Origin of the sequence: Pseudomonas oryzihabitans, from assembly GCF_014522265.1 — a bacterium.
Lineage (GTDB): Bacteria > Pseudomonadota > Gammaproteobacteria > Pseudomonadales > Pseudomonadaceae > Chryseomonas > Chryseomonas aestiva.
The window spans coordinates 3970758-3987291 of sequence record NZ_CP017024.1; the positions used below are offsets into that span (position 1 = coordinate 3970758).

Sequence of the window (16534 nt, forward strand, 5' to 3'; positions counted from 1 at the left end):
CCCAACCTTCAGTAGATAAAACCCATGTCAGCTCCCCGCTCCAAGTCGATCACCGGCATTGACGCCCATGCCCATGTGTTCAGCCGTGATCTGCAGCTGATCGGTGCACGCCGCTACAGTCCCGAGTACGACGCCACGCTCGACCAGTACCTTGAGCATTTGCAAACCCAAGGTCTGAGTCACGGTGTCCTGGTGCAACCAAGTTTCCTTGGCACTGACAACAGCTACCTGTTGGCGGCGTTGAAGCAAGCACCTCAGCAGTTGCGTGGTGTGGTCGTGCTGGAGCCAGGCATCAGTCGTTCTACCTTGAACGACATGGCGCAACTGGGCGTGGTCGGCGTGCGCCTGAACCTGATCGGCAAAGCGTTACCTGATTTTCGTGACAGTGCCTGGCAAGGGTTTTTCAGCGATATCGCCGATCTTGACTGGCATGTCGAGTTGCACCGGGAAGTCAGGGATCTGCCGGGCTTGATCCGGCAATTGACGCCGTTCGGGGTGAAATTGGTGATCGATCACCTGGGGCGGCCGGACGCGAATGCGGGTCTCGATCAGCCCGGGTTTGGCGAGTTGCTTGAGGCCGGATCGAAAGGCTCGATCTGGATCAAGGTATCGGGAATCTATCGTCTGGGAGGTACGCCACGACAGAACATTGATTTCGCTCGAAGGGCATTACCGTTGCTGGAAAAAAGCGTTGGCCTGCATCAGTTGGTATGGGGCAGCGACTGGCCGCACACGCAACATGAGCAAAGCGTTGACTTCGCCACCGTCGTCGACCAGTTGCAAGCCCTGGAGCTCTCCGCGCAAGCCAGCGCCGCGCTGCTGGTGCAGGCGCCTCGCAGGTTATTTGGTTTCTAGAAAGACGAACGCTGCAACCTAGCCGTTACAGAGGCCATTCATCTCACCCTCCTACAAGAGTTTGGCACCAGCCCAACCGAGAACCTTTCATGACTCCCTTAGATATAAATCTGTTACTGACTGCATTGATCAGCGTCGTGGTGCTGGTAGTGCTGATCGTCTCGCGCCTCAAAATGCACCCGCTGCTGGCGTTGCTGGTGGTTTCCGTCGGCGTAGGCTTTGCAACCGGTATGGAGCCAGATCGCATCGTCTCCCAGCTGGTCACCGGCGCCGGCAAGACACTGGGGGCTGTGGGGGTGGTCATCGCGCTGGGGGCGATGCTCGGCAAAATACTTGCGGACGCCGGCGTCACCGAGCAGATTGCCGCGGTCATCCTCAGGCGCACATCGGATCGGATGATTCCGTGGGCGATGATGATGGTCGCGTTCGTGATTGGCATTCCGATGTTTTTCGAGGTCGGCCTGGTGATCATGCTGCCGCTGATCTTTAGCGTGGCGCGCAAGCTGGAAAGTCAGGCGCGCTTCAAGGGGTCAGCCTATGTCTATGTGGGCGTTCCGGTGATTGCCGCACTGGCCGCCATGCACGGTATGGTCCCGCCGCACCCTGGCCCGTTGACGGCCATCGCCGCGCTGAAAACCTCGGTCGGACCGACCATGCTCTATGGTTTCCTGGCGGCTATCCCGGCGATGATCCTGGGCGGCCCACTGTATGGCGCTTTCATTTCCCCGCGCATGAGCACTCGGCCCGATCAGGTGTTGCTGGATCAGTTCACCCTGGCTGAAAAAGCCGACAATAAACCAGGCCCCAGCGTATACCTTGGCGTGCTGGCAGCCTTGCTGCCGGCGATCCTGATGCTGATCCATGCCGTCGCCGAGATGGTATTGGCCAAGGACAATGCGCTGCTGAAAATGGCCGGTTTCCTCGGCAATCCGCTGATAGCGATGCTGCTGGGCGTGCTGTTCGCCGGGGCAAGTCTGGTACTCGCGCGTGGCGGCGATGCGGAGCAATTGCGCGAATCGCTGGGCAAGAGCCTCAAGCCAATCGCCTCGATCATCATGATCATCGCCGGCGGCGGTGCCTTTCAGCAGCTGCTGACCAGCGCCAAGGTGGGCGATGCGATTGTCCACCTGACTCAGCAGTCGGCGTTCCCTCCGCTGGTCCTCGGCTGGTTGATCGCCATGTTGCTTTCGGTCTCTACCGGTTCCGCCACGGTAGGTATCGTAGGGGCTGCCGGCTTGCTGGCGCCGCTCGCCGGTGCCGATCCCAGCCTCAACCTGCCGCTGCTGGCCTTGTCCATTGGCTGCGGCTCGCTGTTCTTCAACTACGCCAACCATGCAGGTTTCTGGATGGTGAAGGAATCCTTCGGCATGACGATGGGCGAAGCCACCAAGACCATTTCGGTGGTGCAATCGATCGTCGCCGTGGTCGGTTTGATCGTGGTGTTGCTGTTGAACGTGGTCGTGTAATGACCTGAGGCGGCGTCGAATCAGGACGCCGTCCTCTGTGAAATCCCTTATCTGAACGGGCGCCGCTCGGCACCCGTCCTTCCCTGGGCGCCACCCGCCTGTTCAGATAGGCAACAGCCCCTCGGTCTTGACTTCGTTCAGCACGAAAAAGGTGCGCACCTGGCGCACGCCGGGCAGGGCGATCAGCCGTTCGCTGTGCAGGCGATTGAAGGCGGCGATGTCCTTGACCCTGAGCTTGATGAAGTAGTCGACGTCACCGGCCACCAGGTAACACTCCAGCACCGGGGGCAGGGCGCGGGCCGCCGCTTCGAAGGCCTCAAAAGAATCCGGGGTCGATCTGTCCAGCACCACGCCCACCAGTACCGCGGTTTCCCGTTGCACCGCCTTGGGGTCCACATGGGCCCTGACGCTGGTGATGACGCCGCTCTCGAACAGCCTGCGCGTGTGGTTCCAGCAGGCGCTCGGGCTCAGGGCAACCTGGCGGGCCAGCTCGGCATTGCTCAGCCGGCCGTCCTGCTGCAGGGCGCGCAGGATCTTGCGTTCTACCGAGGTCAGTTCCGCAGCTTCGCTCATCGAAAGATTCTCCTTATAAAGCGGTTGTTGGAGGAACATCCATGCGGATTCTGGGAATCGTTCAAAAGGAAAGCAGATTTCGTACCGCTCATTCGAAAGCACCTTTTTCAGGGTTTTCCCTAGCATTGAAGGCGTTCTCTCACCACTGGAGTCGCTGCTATGTCCCTGGATCTCGAAAAGCGTTTTCCCCGCGTCAAGCTCGGTTACTTCCCATCGCCCCTGCACAAGCTGGAGCGCATGTCGAAGGACCTCGGTATCGAACTCTGGGCCAAGCGTGACGACGTGTCCTCCGGTCTCGCCTATGGCGGCAACAAGGTGCGCAAGCTGGAATGGCTGGCCGCCGATGCCCTGGCGCAGGGCTGCGACACCCTGGTCTCCATCGGCAACATCCAGTCCAACCACACCCGCCAGGTCGCTGCCGTCGCCGCGGTGCTGGGCATGAAGTGCCGGCTGGTCCAGGAGGAGTGGACCAAGTGGGAAGACCCGGTCTACGACAAGGTCGGCAACATCCTGCTGTCCCGCCTGATGGGCGCCCAGACGCTGCTGGAAGGCGAGGGCTATTCCACCGCGGTGAAGGCCACTTGGGAGCGTGCCCTGGATGAGGTGCGGCGTGAGGGCGGCAAGCCCTACGCCATTCCCGCCGGCGCCTCGGACCATCCGCTGGGTGGCCTCGGCTATGCTCATTTCGCCGATGAACTGGCCGGCCAGGAGCGCGAGCAGGGCCTCTTCTTCGATACCGTGGTGACGGCCACCTGTACCGGTTCTACCCAGGGCGGCATGGTGGTGGGCTTTCGCGCCCAGGAGCGCGAGCGGCGCCTGATCGGCATCGACACGGCGGCGGACGCCGAGATGACCCGCGCCGCGGTGACCAAGATCGCGCGCAACACCGCCGAGATGATCGGCCTGAAGCAGGAGATCCGCGACGAGGATGTCATCATCGAGCCCCGCTTCTGCGGACCGGACTACGGCCTGCCGGATGGTCCCACCGTCGAGGCCATCCGCTACACCGCGCAGATGGAGGGGATGCTCACCGACCCGGTCTACGAGGGAAAATCCATGGCCGGGCTGATCGCCATGGCGCGCAGTGGCGAGATCGCCAAGGGCAGTCGGGTACTCTATGTTCACCTCGGGGGTGCCCCGGCGCTCAACGCCTACCACAACGCCTTCGCCTGAACCCAGGCCACGACCGATCACCAGGAGGTCCCGCATGACGAGCCAATGCTGGACAGCGGTAGACGACCTCCGACCGGCCGTGGCGCTGGTCATCCTGCATGGCGATCTCGACCCCGCGGTGACGGCGGAATTGCGCAGCGGCTTGCCCGGCTGCAGCGACCTCCCGGTGCTGCAGCTGGAGGACGTCGGCGGGCTGCACGAGGAGTGGCTCACCCAGGGTCCGCAGAGCCGGATCGTACGGCTGTTGTCCCGGCTGGGCGGTGACTGCCTGCTGCTGGCGGTCGAGCCGGCGGGCTCGAACGAGCTGGAATGGCTGGGATCGGTCGCCGGTCAACGGCTGCAACAGTTCACGAGTGGCACATCCACGCGGGAGCTGATTGCCCGCCTGCAGCAGCTCAGACGCGAACGCCTGCTGGCGGTGTTGCCGCTTTGAGCGTGGCCGTCAGGCCAGCCGCTCGACCTGTTCGGCGATCAGCGCCCTGATCGCGCGCAGACAGCGCAACTCGCCGGCGAAGACCGCCCGCAGCTCCGGTCGCGCGATGGCCAGAGTCTGATTTTCCCGCTCGGTCTGTTCCAGCAACTGCTGAGCCTGCAGGGACAGGCGCTGGCGCAGGCGTTGCAACTGGGCAGCAGCCGGCGAGCGCTTGATACCCAGCGCTTCGGCTGCATCCAGCAGTCGCTCGCGGTCGATGGCCACCAGCCGGCTTTCACCCAGGATCGGCCAGGCGAGGGTGGTCGCGTCCGGCCAGCGCTGCTGATCGAAGGCGCGGCTCTCGTACACGGCCGTGCAGAGCAGGTCATAGCAGGGCGCGAGGGCCAGCCCACGGGGTGAGACCAGAAAGCCCAGATTCTTCAGATGGGCATCGGTATTGCCCACCAGCACGTTGAAGGCCAGCCAGTTGAACAGCCGCGTCCGGGTCACGGCGGGCGCCTCGCACAGCCGGGCCAGTTCGGCCAGGCGCTCCACGCTACCCGCCTGGTACTTGAAATGACGGTCCAGACCCAGCACCTGGCAGGCGTCGATGCCATGGCGCCGTTGCCAGCCGCCCGGGGTACGGACGCGGTCGAAGCGCTCGATCAGATAGATCGGCTCGGGCACGTAGCGGCGCTCGACGGCGGGAACCATCAGCCCGGCCAGACCCGCCAGGCGCATGGTGAACCACTCGTTGATCACCGAATGGGCGAAGGCCTCGTGGGGATGGTCCGGCTTGAGGATATGGGTGGAGGGCAGGGCGCCCACGGGTTCCTGCAACCCCTGGTCATCGAGAATCACCGCCAGCTTGTGCTGGGCGCCGGCCAGCGACATGCGCTTGTGCGCCTCGTGGGTCAGCGGCAACTGCGGCATGGCCTGGATCCGCCGGGAGAGATCGGCATCGCTCAGGGGGCGGCGATCTCCCGGTGGCAGGTGCTGTCCTTCGGCGAGCAGGGTAAGGGATCCGGCGGATTCGGCGCCGTACCAGCTCAGCAGGGCGAAGGCATCGGCGGCATCCAGGCGCGCATCCTGGGCGAGCAGTTGCCGCTGGCCTTCCTCGGGCAGCAGGTTGTCGAAGTACCACTGCACCGGTCGCTGCGAACTGCCATCGATCAGTGGCGCTCGCTGCAAGGGCAATTGCGGACAGAGCCCGAAGGCCTGCCAATCGGACTCGTACCGGAACGACCAGATACCGTTCTCGTCAGCCAGCCGACCCACCAGCTGGTCGTCGATCCAGGCCAGGAGTTCACGCCTCATGGTGTCCGGGTATCCGGCTGGGCTGCCACTTCAGTGGGCAGATCCACGATCAGGCGCACCCCCAGGCCTTCCAATACCTGGAACAGCTTGCCCCACTGGACGGTTTCGCCACCGCGCTCGACCTTGCCGAGAAAGTTTTCACTGACGCCGAGACTGCCGGCGGCATCGTCCTGGCGCAGCGACTGGGCCTTGCGCGCCTGGCGGACGAGGGCGCCCAGGTCGGCGGCATTCTTGAGTATCACCTGCATGATTTATCCTCACGAGCGTGGGGATCAGGCTAACGCCAAAGGGAAAGGCAGCGCAATCCTCAAGATCGTGAGGATTTCAGTTGCTGATAACGCTGCTAATACAAAATCCTTTCGATCATGAGGATTTTAATCTTCTGCTAACGTCGCGCCCCCAGTTGCTGGGGTGCCAGAAAGGCGCTGTGGAAGTAGCTGCGAAAGGCCTGCATGGCCGGTGTCAGGGGGTGTTCGCGGTGCCAGGCCAGCCCCACGCTCATGGGCGTGATGGGCTCTATCAGGGTGCGCGTCTCCAGGCGCTTGCCCTCCAGCGACCAGGGGCGATAGACCAGGTCGGAGAGAATGGCCACGCCGCTGCCGTTGGCCACCATGCTGCGCACGGCTTCCACCGAGCTGGTCCGCAAGCGCACCTGGGGTTCAAGGCCTGACTGGCGCCAGTAGCGCCTGGCACTCTGTTCCGCCTCATCGACGGTCAGCAGCACATAGGGCTCGCGGGCGACATCGGCCAGGCTGACATTGGGTCGATCGCGCAGGGGATGGCCACTGGGCAGCCAGAGACGGCGTTCGGAATTGAAGAGCGTCTCGGAGACGATGTCCTCGTGGGTCAGGTTGGCGGTCAGGACCACCGCCATGTCGATGCGCCTGTCCAGCAGCGCCTCCTCGATGGCCTGGCGCTCCTGTTCGTGCACCGCCACCGTCACCTCGGGATAGAGCTGCGCCAGGCGTTGCAGATGGTGCGGCAGGAAGTAGCCGATCACCGTATAGCTGGCGGCGATGCGCAGTTCGCCGCTGGCGCGGTGGTCGGGCAGGGCGCTGCTCAGGGCATCGTCGACCCCGCGCAGGATGCCGTAGGCATGGTTGAGGAAATGCCGGCCGGCATCGGTCAGCGCCATTCCTTGCGCCGAGCGGACGAAAAGACTGGCGCCCAGCAGACTCTCCAGTTCCTGGATGGCACTGGTCACCGCCGACTGGGAAATGTTTAGGTGGATGGCCGCCTGGGAGATCTGCCCCAGTTCGGCGGTCGCGGTGAAGTAGCGCAGCTGACGCAGGGTAAGGGCCATGACAACTGTCCTGAGGTATCGATTTTTCCGAACGCTGGACCTTGGATAATAAATCTTCCCAAGGGGGCAGGGCAGTCCTAAGGTCGAGGACACCGCACCACTGCAAGGGAATACCGCAATGATCGAGGTGGACTTCAATTCCGACATGGGCGAGGGCTTTGGCGCCTGGACGCTGGGCGATGGCGTGGATGACCAACTGCTCGACCTGGTCAGTTCGGCCAATATCGCCACCGGCTTCCATGCCGGCGATCCCGCCCTCATGCAGCGCACCGTGCTGCAGGCCAAGGCGCGCAACGTGGCCATCGGCGCCCATCCGGGCTATCGCGATCTGGTGGGTTTCGGCCGCCGGCCCCTGCAGATGCCCGCCGAAGAACTGGTGGCCGATATCGTCTATCAGCTCGGCGCCCTGCGTGAATTCGCCCGATTGCATGGCCTGCGGCTGCAACACCTCAAACCCCATGGCGCGCTGTTCATGCACCTGGCGCGGGACGAGACGGCTGCCCGGCTGCTGGTGGAGACGCTGCAACGGATCGAACCCGGGCTGCTGCTCTATTGCCTGCCCGATTCGGCCACCTGGCGAATCGGTCGCGAGCTGGGCCAGCCCCTGGTGCGCGAGTTCTATGCCGACCGGGACTATGACGCCAGCGGGTCCATCGTGCTGGTCCGGCGCATGGGTGAGCTGGATCCCCAGGCCGTGGCCGAACGGGTGCTCAGAGCCTGCCAGCAGGGCAGGGTCGCCACGGTGGAGGGGGGCGAGGTCGAGGTGGCCTTCGAATCCATCTGCCTGCACAGCGATACCCCCGGTGCGCTGGGCCTGGCCCAGGCCATCCGCCAGCGCCTCGACGCCGCCGGCATCGCCATCCGCGCCCCTGGCGCCGGCTAGTTTTCATGCGGACACCGGCGCCAAGACGCCGGGTCCTCCAGTCCTTCGCTACGCCTGCCTTTCCGACAACATTGCCTAGAAGAGGAATCGTCATGGCCGAACATTCGGTGCTTTCGCCCTTGCCCGGAACGTTCTATCGCAAACCCACGCCCGATGCGGCGCCCTATGTGGAGGTCGGGGAAACCGTCACCGCCGGCACGGTGATCGGCCTGGTCGAGGTGATGAAGCAATTCTCGGAGGTCCACGCCGAAGTGGACGGGACCCTGACGGCCTTCGCGGTGGAGGACGGTGACCCGGTCGAGCCGGGTCAGTTGCTGGCCACCCTGAGCGGAGCCGCCTCGTGAGTACGTCAGGGAGCGGCATCCGCCGTCTGCTGGTGGCCAATCGTGGCGAGATCGCCGTTCGTATCCTGCGCGCCGCCAAGGCGCTGGACATCGAGACGGTACTGGCCTGCAGCGAGGCCGACCAGGATTCGCTGGCGGCGCGCCAGGCCGATGCCGTGGTGGTGATCGGCCCGGCGCGGGCGGATCGCAGCTACCTCAATATAGAGGCGCTGCTCAAGGCCTTGCGTGACAGCGGCGCCGATGCGGTGCATCCCGGCTATGGCTTTCTGGCCGAGAACGCTGCCTTTGCCGATGCAGTGGAGGCGGCGGGTGCCGTCTTCGTCGGCCCCTCGGGTGACATCATCCGCCGCATGGGCGACAAGGCCGAGGCACGACGCACCGCGCAGGCGGCTGGCGTCCCGGTGGTCCCGGGCTCTGCCAGCGAACCGGCTGATATAGAGGCCGCCATAGCGGCAGCCGAGACGGTGGGCTATCCGCTGCTGATCAAGGCAGCGGCCGGGGGAGGAGGTCGGGGCATCCGCCTGGCCCGCGACGCCGCCGAGCTGGCGCGGGAATTTCCCGTCGCCCAGCGCGAAGCCCAGACCGCCTTTGGCAACGGCGCCCTCTATCTGGAGCGCTTCATCGAGCGCGCTCGTCATATAGAGGTGCAGATCCTTGGCGATGGCCAGCGCGCCGTGCATCTGTTCGAGCGCGAATGCTCGTTGCAGCGGCGCCGCCAGAAGCTCCTGGAAGAAGCGCCATCGCCGGTGCTGAGCGCTGCCCAGCGCGAGACCCTCTGCGCCAGCGCGGTACGCCTGGCCGAACGCCTCGGCTATCGCGGCGCGGGGACCCTGGAGTACCTGTTCGATGAAGCCAGCGGCGAATTCTTCTTCATCGAGATGAACACCCGCATCCAGGTCGAGCACCCGGTCTCCGAGATGGTCACCGGTATCGATCTGGTCCAGGCCATGCTGCGCATCGCCGGGGGTGAACCCCTGGGGCTGCGCCAGGAAGACATCCATCTGCAGGGCGCCGCCATCGAGCTGAGACTCAACGCCGAAGATCCGGCGCGCAACTTCTTTCCCAGCCCCGGGACGGTCGAGCAGCTCGCCTGGCCGCAGGGCCCGGGCATCCGCGTCGACAGTCATCTCTACGCAGGCTATCGGGTGCCCCCTTATTACGACTCGCTGCTGGCCAAGCTCATCGCCCATGGCGCCGATCGCGGCGAGGCCCTGGCCCGTGCCCGCCAGGCGCTGGACGAATTGCGTCTGAGCGGCATGGCCACCACCGCCAGCCTGCATCGCCGTCTGCTGGACGAACCCTGGGTGATCGAAGCGCGCTTCGACACCGGTACCCTGGAACACTGGTTGGCCGAGGAGATCTCCGCATGACGACCGCGATCCGCTATAGCTTCGGTGGCGACGAGCACCTGTTCGTCGAATTGTCCGAAAGCATGTCCCTGGAAGCGTTTTTCCGTGGCCTGGCCATGACCCGTGCGGTGCAGGCGCTGCAATTGCCCGGCATCCACGACATCTGCCTGGCCAATGCCTCCTTCCAGATCCGTTTCGATCCCGATGTGCTGCCGCCCGACCGGCTCCTGGCAGCGGTCCAGGGCGTGGAAGACCAGGCGGTGGCCGAGCGCCAGCTGGCCACGCGGATGATCGAAATCCCGGTGCTCTACAACGATCCCTGGACCCACGAGACGCTGATGCGCTTTCGCGATCGCCACCAGGATCCGTCCGCCACCGATCTGGAATACGCTGCGCGCATCAACGGCCTGGCCGACGTCGAAGCCTTTATCGCCGCCCACAGCGGCGCGCCCTGGTTCGTGTCCATGGTGGGTTTCGTCGCCGGATTGCCGTTCATGTTCCAGATGGTGGAGTCCGAGCGGCAGTTGCAGGTCCCCAAGTACCTGCGACCCCGCACCGACACACCCAGGCAGACCCTTGGCCACGGCGGCTGCTTCGGCTGCATCTATTCGGTACGGGGCGCCGGCGGCTACCAGATGTTCGGTGTGACGCCGGCGCCCATCTACGATCCGGCGCAGCGCCTCGATTACCTGCAGGAGCACATGGTGTTCTTCCGGCCCGGCGACATCGTCCGTTTCCGCGCCATCGACCGTGCCGAGTACGACCGGATGCTGGCCGAGGTAGAGGAGGGTAGCTTCACCCTGAATATCCGGCCGGTTGACTTTTCCCTGGACGCCTTCCTCGACGATCCCCGTGGCTATCCGCGCACCCTGATGGAGGAGCCGGCATGATCAAGGTACTCAAACCCGGCCTGGCCACCTCGATCCAGGACCTCGGCCGTGAAGGCTACTACCACCTGGGCATTCCGCCGTCGGGTGCCATGGACAGCTATGCCTTGCGCGCGGCCAATCTGCTGGTGGGCAACGCAGCCGGCGCCGCGGCCCTGGAATGCACCTTGCTCGGTCCGGAGCTGCTCTTCGCCGAAGACGCGCTGGTCGCCCTGAGCGGCGCGCGCATGACGCCACGCCTGGACGGCGCCGAAATGCCGCTGGACGAAGCCTTCGGCGTACGCGCCGGCCAGGTGCTCAAGTTCGATTACCTCAAGGCCGGTGCCCGTGGCTATCTGGCCGTGGCGGGCGGCTTCGATGTGCCCGAGGTGCTGGGCAGTCGCTCGACGTACACCCTGGGCGGCCTGGGTGGCTTCCAGGGTCGAAGGCTCGCCGCGGGTGACGAACTGGCTGTCGGCACCCCGGCGACAGGCGTCAAGCCTGGCGTCCGGTTGCCAGGCGACCTGGTGCCGGCTTGCGGCGGCGAGGTGATCCTGCGGGTCGTGCCGGGTCTCTATCATCACCGCCTGACCGCGGACGCCGCCGAGGCGTTCTTCGCCGATACCTGGACGGTAGGCTCCGAAGCCGATCGCATCGGCTATAGATTCAAGGGCGGTCGGCCGCTGCAATTCACGCCGCGCGAACAACCCTTTGGCGCCGGCTCGGATCCGTCCAATATCGTCGACAGCTGTTATCCCATCGGCTCGATCCAGGTGCCGGCGGGCCTTGAACCCATCGTCCTGCACCGAGACGCGGTGTCTGGCGGCGGCTACGCCATGATCGGCACCGTCATCAGCAGTGACCTGGATCTGATCGGCCAGCTGCAGCCGAATCAGAAAGCCCGGTTCGTCGCCGTGACCCTGGAAGACGCGCTGGCCGCACGGCGTGTGTACCGGGAGCGCTTGCAGCGACTGGAGCAGGTCCTGGCGACCTGAGGATCGCTGGACGTTGCGGCGATCGGTCTGGAGATCCTGAAGGCGTCGTTCGTAACGGACGCGTCTTCAGGATCGTCACTCAAGGAGATCCTGCTCGAAGCTGCACGTCTTGCAAAACATGCTGATCGGCAGCGTCAGGGTAGGGAAGCGAGAGTGGAGTCTGCTGGCTGGATTGGCGAGAACGTTAAACGCCGAGTGGGATGGCAAAGGGCTGTTGTCAGCCCAGGCCTATATCCAATTTAACATAATATACATTATGCGAAGTCATGGTTATGGAGTGCTGCACCAGGTGTCTGCCTTTTCACGCTGGCGGCTTCCTCCAATTCGCCACGACCTCGCCACGTTGCCTGGCACTACGACTCCAAGGATTCAGATCGCCGCTTACCGTACACCTGCACCGCAAATTCCGCAGCGCCCGTTTGTACAAGACGCCGCTGGCGGCTTTAATCGGATGGCGTCCGTTCCCGGAGTTCTTTCCGGTTGTCGCGCCTCTGCCTGTGTCACCGCGCGCGAATGTCCTGGGTTTCCAACACGTATTCCATCCCAAGGAGTTTTGCATGGCTTATCAAGCCGCTTCCGATCGCTATGACCGTATTCCTTACCGCCGCGTAGGTCGCAGCGGTCTCGTGCTGCCGGCGCTTTCGCTGGGCCTATGGCACAACTTCGGCGACACCACGCCGCTGGATCGTCAACGCGCCTTGCTGCGCACCGCCTTCGATCTGGGCATCAATCACTTCGACCTGGCCAACAATTACGGGCCGCCCTATGGCAGCGCCGAGATCAATTTCGGTCGGCTGCTGCGCGAAGACTTCGCGGCCTACCGCGACGAACTCATCATTTCCAGCAAGGCCGGCTGGGACATGTGGCCCGGACCCTATGGCCAAGGTGGCGGCTCGCGCAAATACGTCCTGGCCAGCCTGGATCAGAGCCTCAAGCGTCTTGGCCTGGATTACGTCGACATCTTCTATTCGCACCGTTTCGACGAACACACCCCGCTGGAAGAAACCGCCAGTGCCCTGGCCACGGCGGTCCAGCAAGGCAAGGCGCTCTATATCGGCATCAGCTCCTATTCGGGGACCAAGACCCGGGAAATGGCCAAGCTGCTGGCCGACTGGAAGATCCCGCTGCTGATCCATCAGCCGGCCTACAACCTGCTCAATCGCTGGATCGAAAAGGATCTGCTGGAGGCGACCGAGGAAATCGGCAGTGGCGTGATCGCCTTTACACCCCTGGCCCAGGGATTGCTGACCGACAAGTATCTCAATGGCGTTCCAGCCGAAGCCCGGGTCAATCAGCCCGGTGGCCAGTCGCTGCAGCAAGGTCATCTGTCCGACGAGAACCTGGCCCGGGTACGCGCCCTGGATGCCATCGCCAAGCGCCGCGGCCAGAGCCTGGCGCAGCTGGCCCTGGCCTGGACCCTGCGCGATCCGCGCATCACCAGCGCCCTGATCGGCGCCAGTCGACCCGAGCAGATCGTGGAAAACGTGGCAGCCCTGGACAACCTGACCTTTACCGCCGAGGAACTGGCCGAGATCGATACCCATGCGGTCGAAGGCGACATCAATCTCTGGGCCAAGCCGTCCAGCGCGGAATAAGGCCCCGCTTGGCGTAGCGGGCGCTCCAGCGTCAGCTACGCCTACCTTGATAGGATCCTGGCAGGGCATAACCACCCTCGCCCGCCCTCACCTCTGCGGCTGCTGACGCCGCGTCCCGATCTGTTCCTGGCGATACTGGCTGGGCGTCTGTCCGGTCTCGTTGCGAAAATGTCGGTTGAAATTGGACAGGTTGGAATAGCCCACCTCGAAGCAGATGGCTGCAATGGACAGCTCCGCCTGCCGCAGCAGACGACAGGCCCGCTGGATGCGCAGCTTGCGCGCCAGTTCGATGAAGCCGTGGCCGGTAACCTTCTTGAAAAAGCGTGAAAACCCCGCCTCGCTCATGCCGACGCGCCTGGCGATCACCGGCAGCCGGATATCCTCGGTGAGTTCGCTCAGCAGATAGTCGAAGGCCTGATGCACCCTTGCGGAACTGCGGGCATCCAGCGCCGGCGCATAACAGGCACTGGCCAGGACGATCCTTTCGCGTCCCGGCGCCCGGGACAGCAAGCCCAGCAAGGCGAACAGCTTGAGCAGGCGCTCGGCACCCCGGGCCTGGCCCATCGCCTCGATCAATGCAGCCGCCTGCAGGGCCGTATCGCCGTTGAACTCCAGACCGCGTCGCGCCTGTTCCAGCAACGGCAGATAATCGCCCAGCTCCGGTGCCACAGCGCTCAGCGAGCGCAGCAAGTCACCATTGAACTGGATGACCACATCGCGACCGGCAAGCACCTCGCCGGGTGGCAGATCGCCGATCCAGTCATGTGGCAGATCCGGCCCGATCATGGCTACGTGACCTGCCGCAAAGGGCCCGACATAGTCGCCGGCCAGCAGTCGTCCACTGCCCTGGCGGATCAGGTGGATCTCGTATTCGGGGTGATGATTCCAGCGCGCCAAGGCGTAGGGATAGTCGTGCTCGTACCAGCGAAAACTCTGGTCGGGCGCGGCGAAGATCACTTCCAGCTCTGCTGGCCGCGCCTCGAGGAAGGCGGTCGCCTTCATGGTGTACCTCTGCGTGTTCAGGTAAGGCCGCACCCGTCGGCCTGGCTATCGATGCTTTTTTGACCTCAGTGCGCTGTGCGAGCCAGGTCAAAAATGTATCGGCAACTGGTCAATACCAGGTTAGCCAGCGGCTTGGCCCTGCTGTTGTAATTCTCTCCAGCGGGCCTGTCGAGATCAGATTTATATCGGCGGCCAGCCATTCATAACAACAACAAGCTGCCCGCCGCGGCAGTCACGGAGAGAAGAAGATGAGGCGCCCTATCGCGTTGCTGCTGCTGGCCGGTCTCGGACTGACCGGTGTTGCCCAGGCCGTCGAATCGGTCACCGTTGCCACCGTCAACAACAGCGACATGGTGCGCATGCAGCGCCTGTCCCAGGTCTTCGAAAAACAGCACCCCGATATCAAGCTCAACTGGGTGGTGCTCGAGGAAAACGTGCTGCGGCAGCGGCTGACCACCGACATCACCACCGGTGGTGGCCAATTCGACGTGCTGACCATCGGCACCTACGAAACACCGCTCTGGGGTGCCAAGAACTGGCTGGAGCCGCTCGACAACCTGCCTGCCAGCTATGACGTCGAGGACATCTTCCCGGCGGTCCGCCAGGGGCTGTCGGTCAACAACCGTCTCTATGCCCTGCCGTTCTACGGCGAAAGCACCGTCACCTACTACCGCAAGGATCTGTTCAAGGCCGCCGGCCTGCAGATGCCCGACAAACCGACCTGGACGCAACTCGTCGCCTTCGCCAGCCAGCTCAACCAGCCGGACAAGGAGCAATACGGTCTCTGCCTGAGAGGCAAGGCCGGCTGGGGGGAAAACGTCGCGTTGCTCAGCCTGATGGGCAACGCCTTCGGCGCGCGCTGGTTCGACGAACAATGGCGGCCCGAACTGACCAGTCCCGAGTGGACAGCAGCGGCCAATTTCTACGTCGACACCATGAAGAAGTACGGCCCGCCCGGGGCTTCCAGCAACGGCTTCAACGAGAACCTGGCCCTGTTCAACAGCGGCAAGTGCGCGCTCTGGGTGGATGCCAGCGTCGCCGGCTCCTTCACCACCGACAAGAGCCAGAGCAAGGTGGCCGATGCGGTCGGCTTCGCCGCCTCGCCCCATGAGGTCACCGACAAGGGCTCGTCCTGGCTGTATGCCTGGTCGCTGGCGATCCCGGCGAGCGCCAAGCACAAGGAGGCTGCCAAGACCTTCATCACCTGGGCGACCTCCAAGGAATATATCCAGCTGGTGGCCGACCAGGATGGCATCTCCAACGTCCCGCCGGGCACTCGCCAGTCGACCTACAGCCAGGCCTACCTGAGCGCTGCGCCCTTCGCCAGGATCACCCTGGAGATGATGCAGCACGCCGACCCGGCCCATCCCTCGGCCAAGCCGGTGCCCTATGTCGGCATCCAGTACGTGACCATCCCCGAGTTCCAGGCCATCGGCACCTCGGTCGGCAAGTTGTTCTCCGCTGCCCTCACCGGCCAGATGAGCGTCGAGCAGGCTCTCAACGCTGCCCAGACCTCGACGACCCGCGAAATGAAACGCGCGGGCTATCTCAAGTAGCTTCCCTTTATCCAAGACCTGACTGCGCGCTGCATCGCGCGGTCAGTCTCTCGATTGGAGCCAAGACCATGAACAGACTGGAAGGAAAAAGCGCCCTGATCACCGGCGCCGCGCGCGGTATCGGCAAGGCCTTCGCCGAGGCCTACCTGCGGGAAGGCGCAAGGGTGGCCATCGCCGACATCAATATCGAAAGAGCCCGTGAAACGGCCGAGGAACTGGGCGAGCGCGCCTACGCCCTGGCCATGGACGTTACCGACCAGGTGTCCATCGACACGGCTATCGCCCAGGTGGTCGCTACCGCCGGCAAGCTCGACATCCTGGTCAACAATGCCGCCCTGTTCGACCTGGCCCCCATCGTCGAGATCTCGCGGGAAAGCTATGACCGGCTGTTCGCCATCAACGTGGCCGGGCCCTTGTTCACCCTGCAGGCCGCTGCCCGGCAGATGATCGCCCAGGGTCATGGCGGCAAGATCATCAATATGGCCAGCCAGGCCGGGCGCCGCGGTGAAGCCCTGGTTGCCGTCTATTGCGCAACCAAGGCTGCGGTCATCAGCCTGACCCAGTCGGCCGGCCTCGACCTCATCAAGCACCGCATCAACGTCAATGCCATCGCTCCCGGCGTGGTCGACGGCGAGCATTGGGAGGGTGTGGACGCCCTCTTCGCCCATTACGAGCAACGGCCGCTGGGCGAGAAGAAGCGCCTGGTCGGCGAAGCCGTACCCTACGGTCGCATGGGAACCGCCGAGGACCTGGTCGGCATGGCGCTGTTCCTGGCGTCCAGTGACAGCGATTTCGTGGTCGCCCAGACCTACAACGTCGACGGCGGCAACTGGATGAGCTGATCC

17 protein-coding genes are annotated in these 16534 nt (G+C 64.1%); 12 read left to right on the forward strand and 5 right to left on the reverse strand.

Annotated elements, in window-relative coordinates:
- Window positions 1-24: 24 nt before the first annotated feature.
- Entirely contained in the window at window positions 25-855 is an 831-nt protein-coding gene (locus BGI51_RS18405; protein ID WP_187979275.1) for an amidohydrolase family protein, read from the forward strand.
- A gap of 89 nt (window positions 856-944) precedes the next feature.
- Complete coding sequence (locus BGI51_RS18410) at window positions 945-2321, forward strand: GntP family permease (RefSeq protein WP_187979276.1); 1377 nt, start codon at window positions 945-947, stop codon at window positions 2319-2321.
- A 102-nt stretch (window positions 2322-2423) separates the two neighbouring features.
- Here the strand turns inward: BGI51_RS18410 and BGI51_RS18415 are convergent, their stop codons facing one another.
- Window positions 2424-2894, reverse strand: a complete 471-nt coding sequence (locus tag BGI51_RS18415; protein ID WP_187979277.1) for an Lrp/AsnC family transcriptional regulator — start codon at window positions 2892-2894, stop codon at window positions 2424-2426.
- A 159-nt stretch (window positions 2895-3053) separates the two neighbouring features.
- On the opposite strand from BGI51_RS18415, the gene BGI51_RS18420 reads away from it, so the two are divergent.
- Both BGI51_RS18420 and BGI51_RS18425 read left to right on the forward strand, forming a co-directional pair.
- Window positions 3054-4067: a 1-aminocyclopropane-1-carboxylate deaminase gene (locus BGI51_RS18420; protein WP_133861699.1), complete on the forward strand. Its 1014-nt coding sequence runs from the start codon at window positions 3054-3056 to the stop codon at window positions 4065-4067.
- A gap of 34 nt (window positions 4068-4101) precedes the next feature.
- Window positions 4102-4500, forward strand: coding sequence for a hypothetical protein (locus tag BGI51_RS18425; protein WP_187979278.1), 399 nt, complete (start codon window positions 4102-4104; stop codon window positions 4498-4500).
- Between the two features lie 9 nt (window positions 4501-4509).
- Here the strand turns inward: BGI51_RS18425 and BGI51_RS18430 are convergent, their stop codons facing one another.
- The 3 genes from BGI51_RS18430 to BGI51_RS18440 form a co-directional block, all read right to left on the reverse strand.
- Window positions 4510-5796, reverse strand: a complete 1287-nt coding sequence (locus tag BGI51_RS18430) for a HipA domain-containing protein (protein WP_187979279.1) — start codon at window positions 5794-5796, stop codon at window positions 4510-4512.
- Window positions 5793-6044, reverse strand: a complete 252-nt coding sequence (locus tag BGI51_RS18435) for a helix-turn-helix domain-containing protein (RefSeq protein ID WP_187979280.1) — start codon at window positions 6042-6044, stop codon at window positions 5793-5795. Before BGI51_RS18435 ends, BGI51_RS18430 begins: the two co-directional genes overlap by 4 nt.
- A 137-nt stretch (window positions 6045-6181) precedes the next feature.
- Window positions 6182-7099, reverse strand: a complete 918-nt coding sequence (locus BGI51_RS18440) for a LysR family transcriptional regulator (protein WP_187979281.1) — start codon at window positions 7097-7099, stop codon at window positions 6182-6184.
- Window positions 7100-7217: 118 nt separating this feature from the next.
- Here BGI51_RS18440 and BGI51_RS18445 point away from each other — a divergent pair, with 118 nt between their 5' ends.
- From BGI51_RS18445 to mgrA, 6 genes are all read left to right on the forward strand, one after another.
- Window positions 7218-7982: a 5-oxoprolinase subunit PxpA gene (locus BGI51_RS18445; RefSeq protein ID WP_187979282.1), complete on the forward strand. Its 765-nt coding sequence runs from the start codon at window positions 7218-7220 to the stop codon at window positions 7980-7982.
- Window positions 7983-8074: 92 nt separating this feature from the next.
- On the forward strand, window positions 8075-8326 hold the full coding sequence (locus tag BGI51_RS18450; protein ID WP_158896781.1) for an acetyl-CoA carboxylase: 252 nt from the start codon (window positions 8075-8077) through the stop codon (window positions 8324-8326).
- 17 nt (window positions 8327-8343) lie between these two features.
- Window positions 8344-9696 (forward strand): acetyl-CoA carboxylase biotin carboxylase subunit, encoded by a 1353-nt coding sequence (locus tag BGI51_RS18455; protein ID WP_187981349.1) that lies wholly within the window; start codon window positions 8344-8346, stop codon window positions 9694-9696.
- Window positions 9693-10565, forward strand: coding sequence for a 5-oxoprolinase subunit B family protein (locus BGI51_RS18460; protein ID WP_187979283.1), 873 nt, complete (start codon window positions 9693-9695; stop codon window positions 10563-10565). Before BGI51_RS18455 ends, BGI51_RS18460 begins: the two co-directional genes overlap by 4 nt.
- Window positions 10562-11536, forward strand: coding sequence for a biotin-dependent carboxyltransferase family protein (locus tag BGI51_RS18465; RefSeq protein WP_187979284.1), 975 nt, complete (start codon window positions 10562-10564; stop codon window positions 11534-11536). Before BGI51_RS18460 ends, BGI51_RS18465 begins: the two co-directional genes overlap by 4 nt.
- A gap of 557 nt (window positions 11537-12093) precedes the next feature.
- A complete protein-coding gene (gene mgrA / locus BGI51_RS18470; RefSeq protein ID WP_133861689.1) occupies window positions 12094-13131 on the forward strand; it encodes an L-glyceraldehyde 3-phosphate reductase in 1038 nt (345 codons plus the stop codon).
- A gap of 87 nt (window positions 13132-13218) precedes the next feature.
- Here mgrA and BGI51_RS18475 read toward each other — a convergent pair whose 3' ends face one another.
- Window positions 13219-14133, reverse strand: a complete 915-nt coding sequence (locus tag BGI51_RS18475; protein WP_187979285.1) for an AraC family transcriptional regulator — start codon at window positions 14131-14133, stop codon at window positions 13219-13221.
- Window positions 14134-14381: 248 nt separating this feature from the next.
- On the opposite strand from BGI51_RS18475, the gene BGI51_RS18480 reads away from it, so the two are divergent.
- Entirely contained in the window at window positions 14382-15689 is a 1308-nt protein-coding gene (locus BGI51_RS18480) for an ABC transporter substrate-binding protein (RefSeq protein ID WP_187979286.1), read from the forward strand.
- A 68-nt stretch (window positions 15690-15757) separates the two neighbouring features.
- Window positions 15758-16531, forward strand: coding sequence for an L-iditol 2-dehydrogenase (locus BGI51_RS18485; RefSeq protein ID WP_187979287.1), 774 nt, complete (start codon window positions 15758-15760; stop codon window positions 16529-16531).
- Window positions 16532-16534 lie beyond the last annotated feature (3 nt).

Coding starts and splice junctions, on each gene's coding strand:
- BGI51_RS18405 (WP_187979275.1), top strand. CDS start 25: ATGTCAGCTCCCCGCTCCAAGTCGATCACCGGCATTGACGCCCATGCC.
- BGI51_RS18410 (WP_187979276.1), top strand. CDS start 945: ATGACTCCCTTAGATATAAATCTGTTACTGACTGCATTGATCAGCGTC.
- BGI51_RS18415 (WP_187979277.1), bottom strand. CDS start 2,894: ATGAGCGAAGCTGCGGAACTGACCTCGGTAGAACGCAAGATCCTGCGC.
- BGI51_RS18420 (WP_133861699.1), top strand. CDS start 3,054: ATGTCCCTGGATCTCGAAAAGCGTTTTCCCCGCGTCAAGCTCGGTTAC.
- BGI51_RS18425 (WP_187979278.1), top strand. CDS start 4,102: ATGACGAGCCAATGCTGGACAGCGGTAGACGACCTCCGACCGGCCGTG.
- BGI51_RS18430 (WP_187979279.1), bottom strand. CDS start 5,796: ATGAGGCGTGAACTCCTGGCCTGGATCGACGACCAGCTGGTGGGTCGG.
- BGI51_RS18435 (WP_187979280.1), bottom strand. CDS start 6,044: ATGCAGGTGATACTCAAGAATGCCGCCGACCTGGGCGCCCTCGTCCGC.
- BGI51_RS18440 (WP_187979281.1), bottom strand. CDS start 7,099: ATGGCCCTTACCCTGCGTCAGCTGCGCTACTTCACCGCGACCGCCGAA.
- BGI51_RS18445 (WP_187979282.1), top strand. CDS start 7,218: ATGATCGAGGTGGACTTCAATTCCGACATGGGCGAGGGCTTTGGCGCC.
- BGI51_RS18450 (WP_158896781.1), top strand. CDS start 8,075: ATGGCCGAACATTCGGTGCTTTCGCCCTTGCCCGGAACGTTCTATCGC.
- BGI51_RS18460 (WP_187979283.1), top strand. CDS start 9,693: ATGACGACCGCGATCCGCTATAGCTTCGGTGGCGACGAGCACCTGTTC.
- BGI51_RS18465 (WP_187979284.1), top strand. CDS start 10,562: ATGATCAAGGTACTCAAACCCGGCCTGGCCACCTCGATCCAGGACCTC.
- mgrA (WP_133861689.1), top strand. CDS start 12,094: ATGGCTTATCAAGCCGCTTCCGATCGCTATGACCGTATTCCTTACCGC.
- BGI51_RS18475 (WP_187979285.1), bottom strand. CDS start 14,133: ATGAAGGCGACCGCCTTCCTCGAGGCGCGGCCAGCAGAGCTGGAAGTG.
- BGI51_RS18480 (WP_187979286.1), top strand. CDS start 14,382: ATGAGGCGCCCTATCGCGTTGCTGCTGCTGGCCGGTCTCGGACTGACC.
- BGI51_RS18485 (WP_187979287.1), top strand. CDS start 15,758: ATGAACAGACTGGAAGGAAAAAGCGCCCTGATCACCGGCGCCGCGCGC.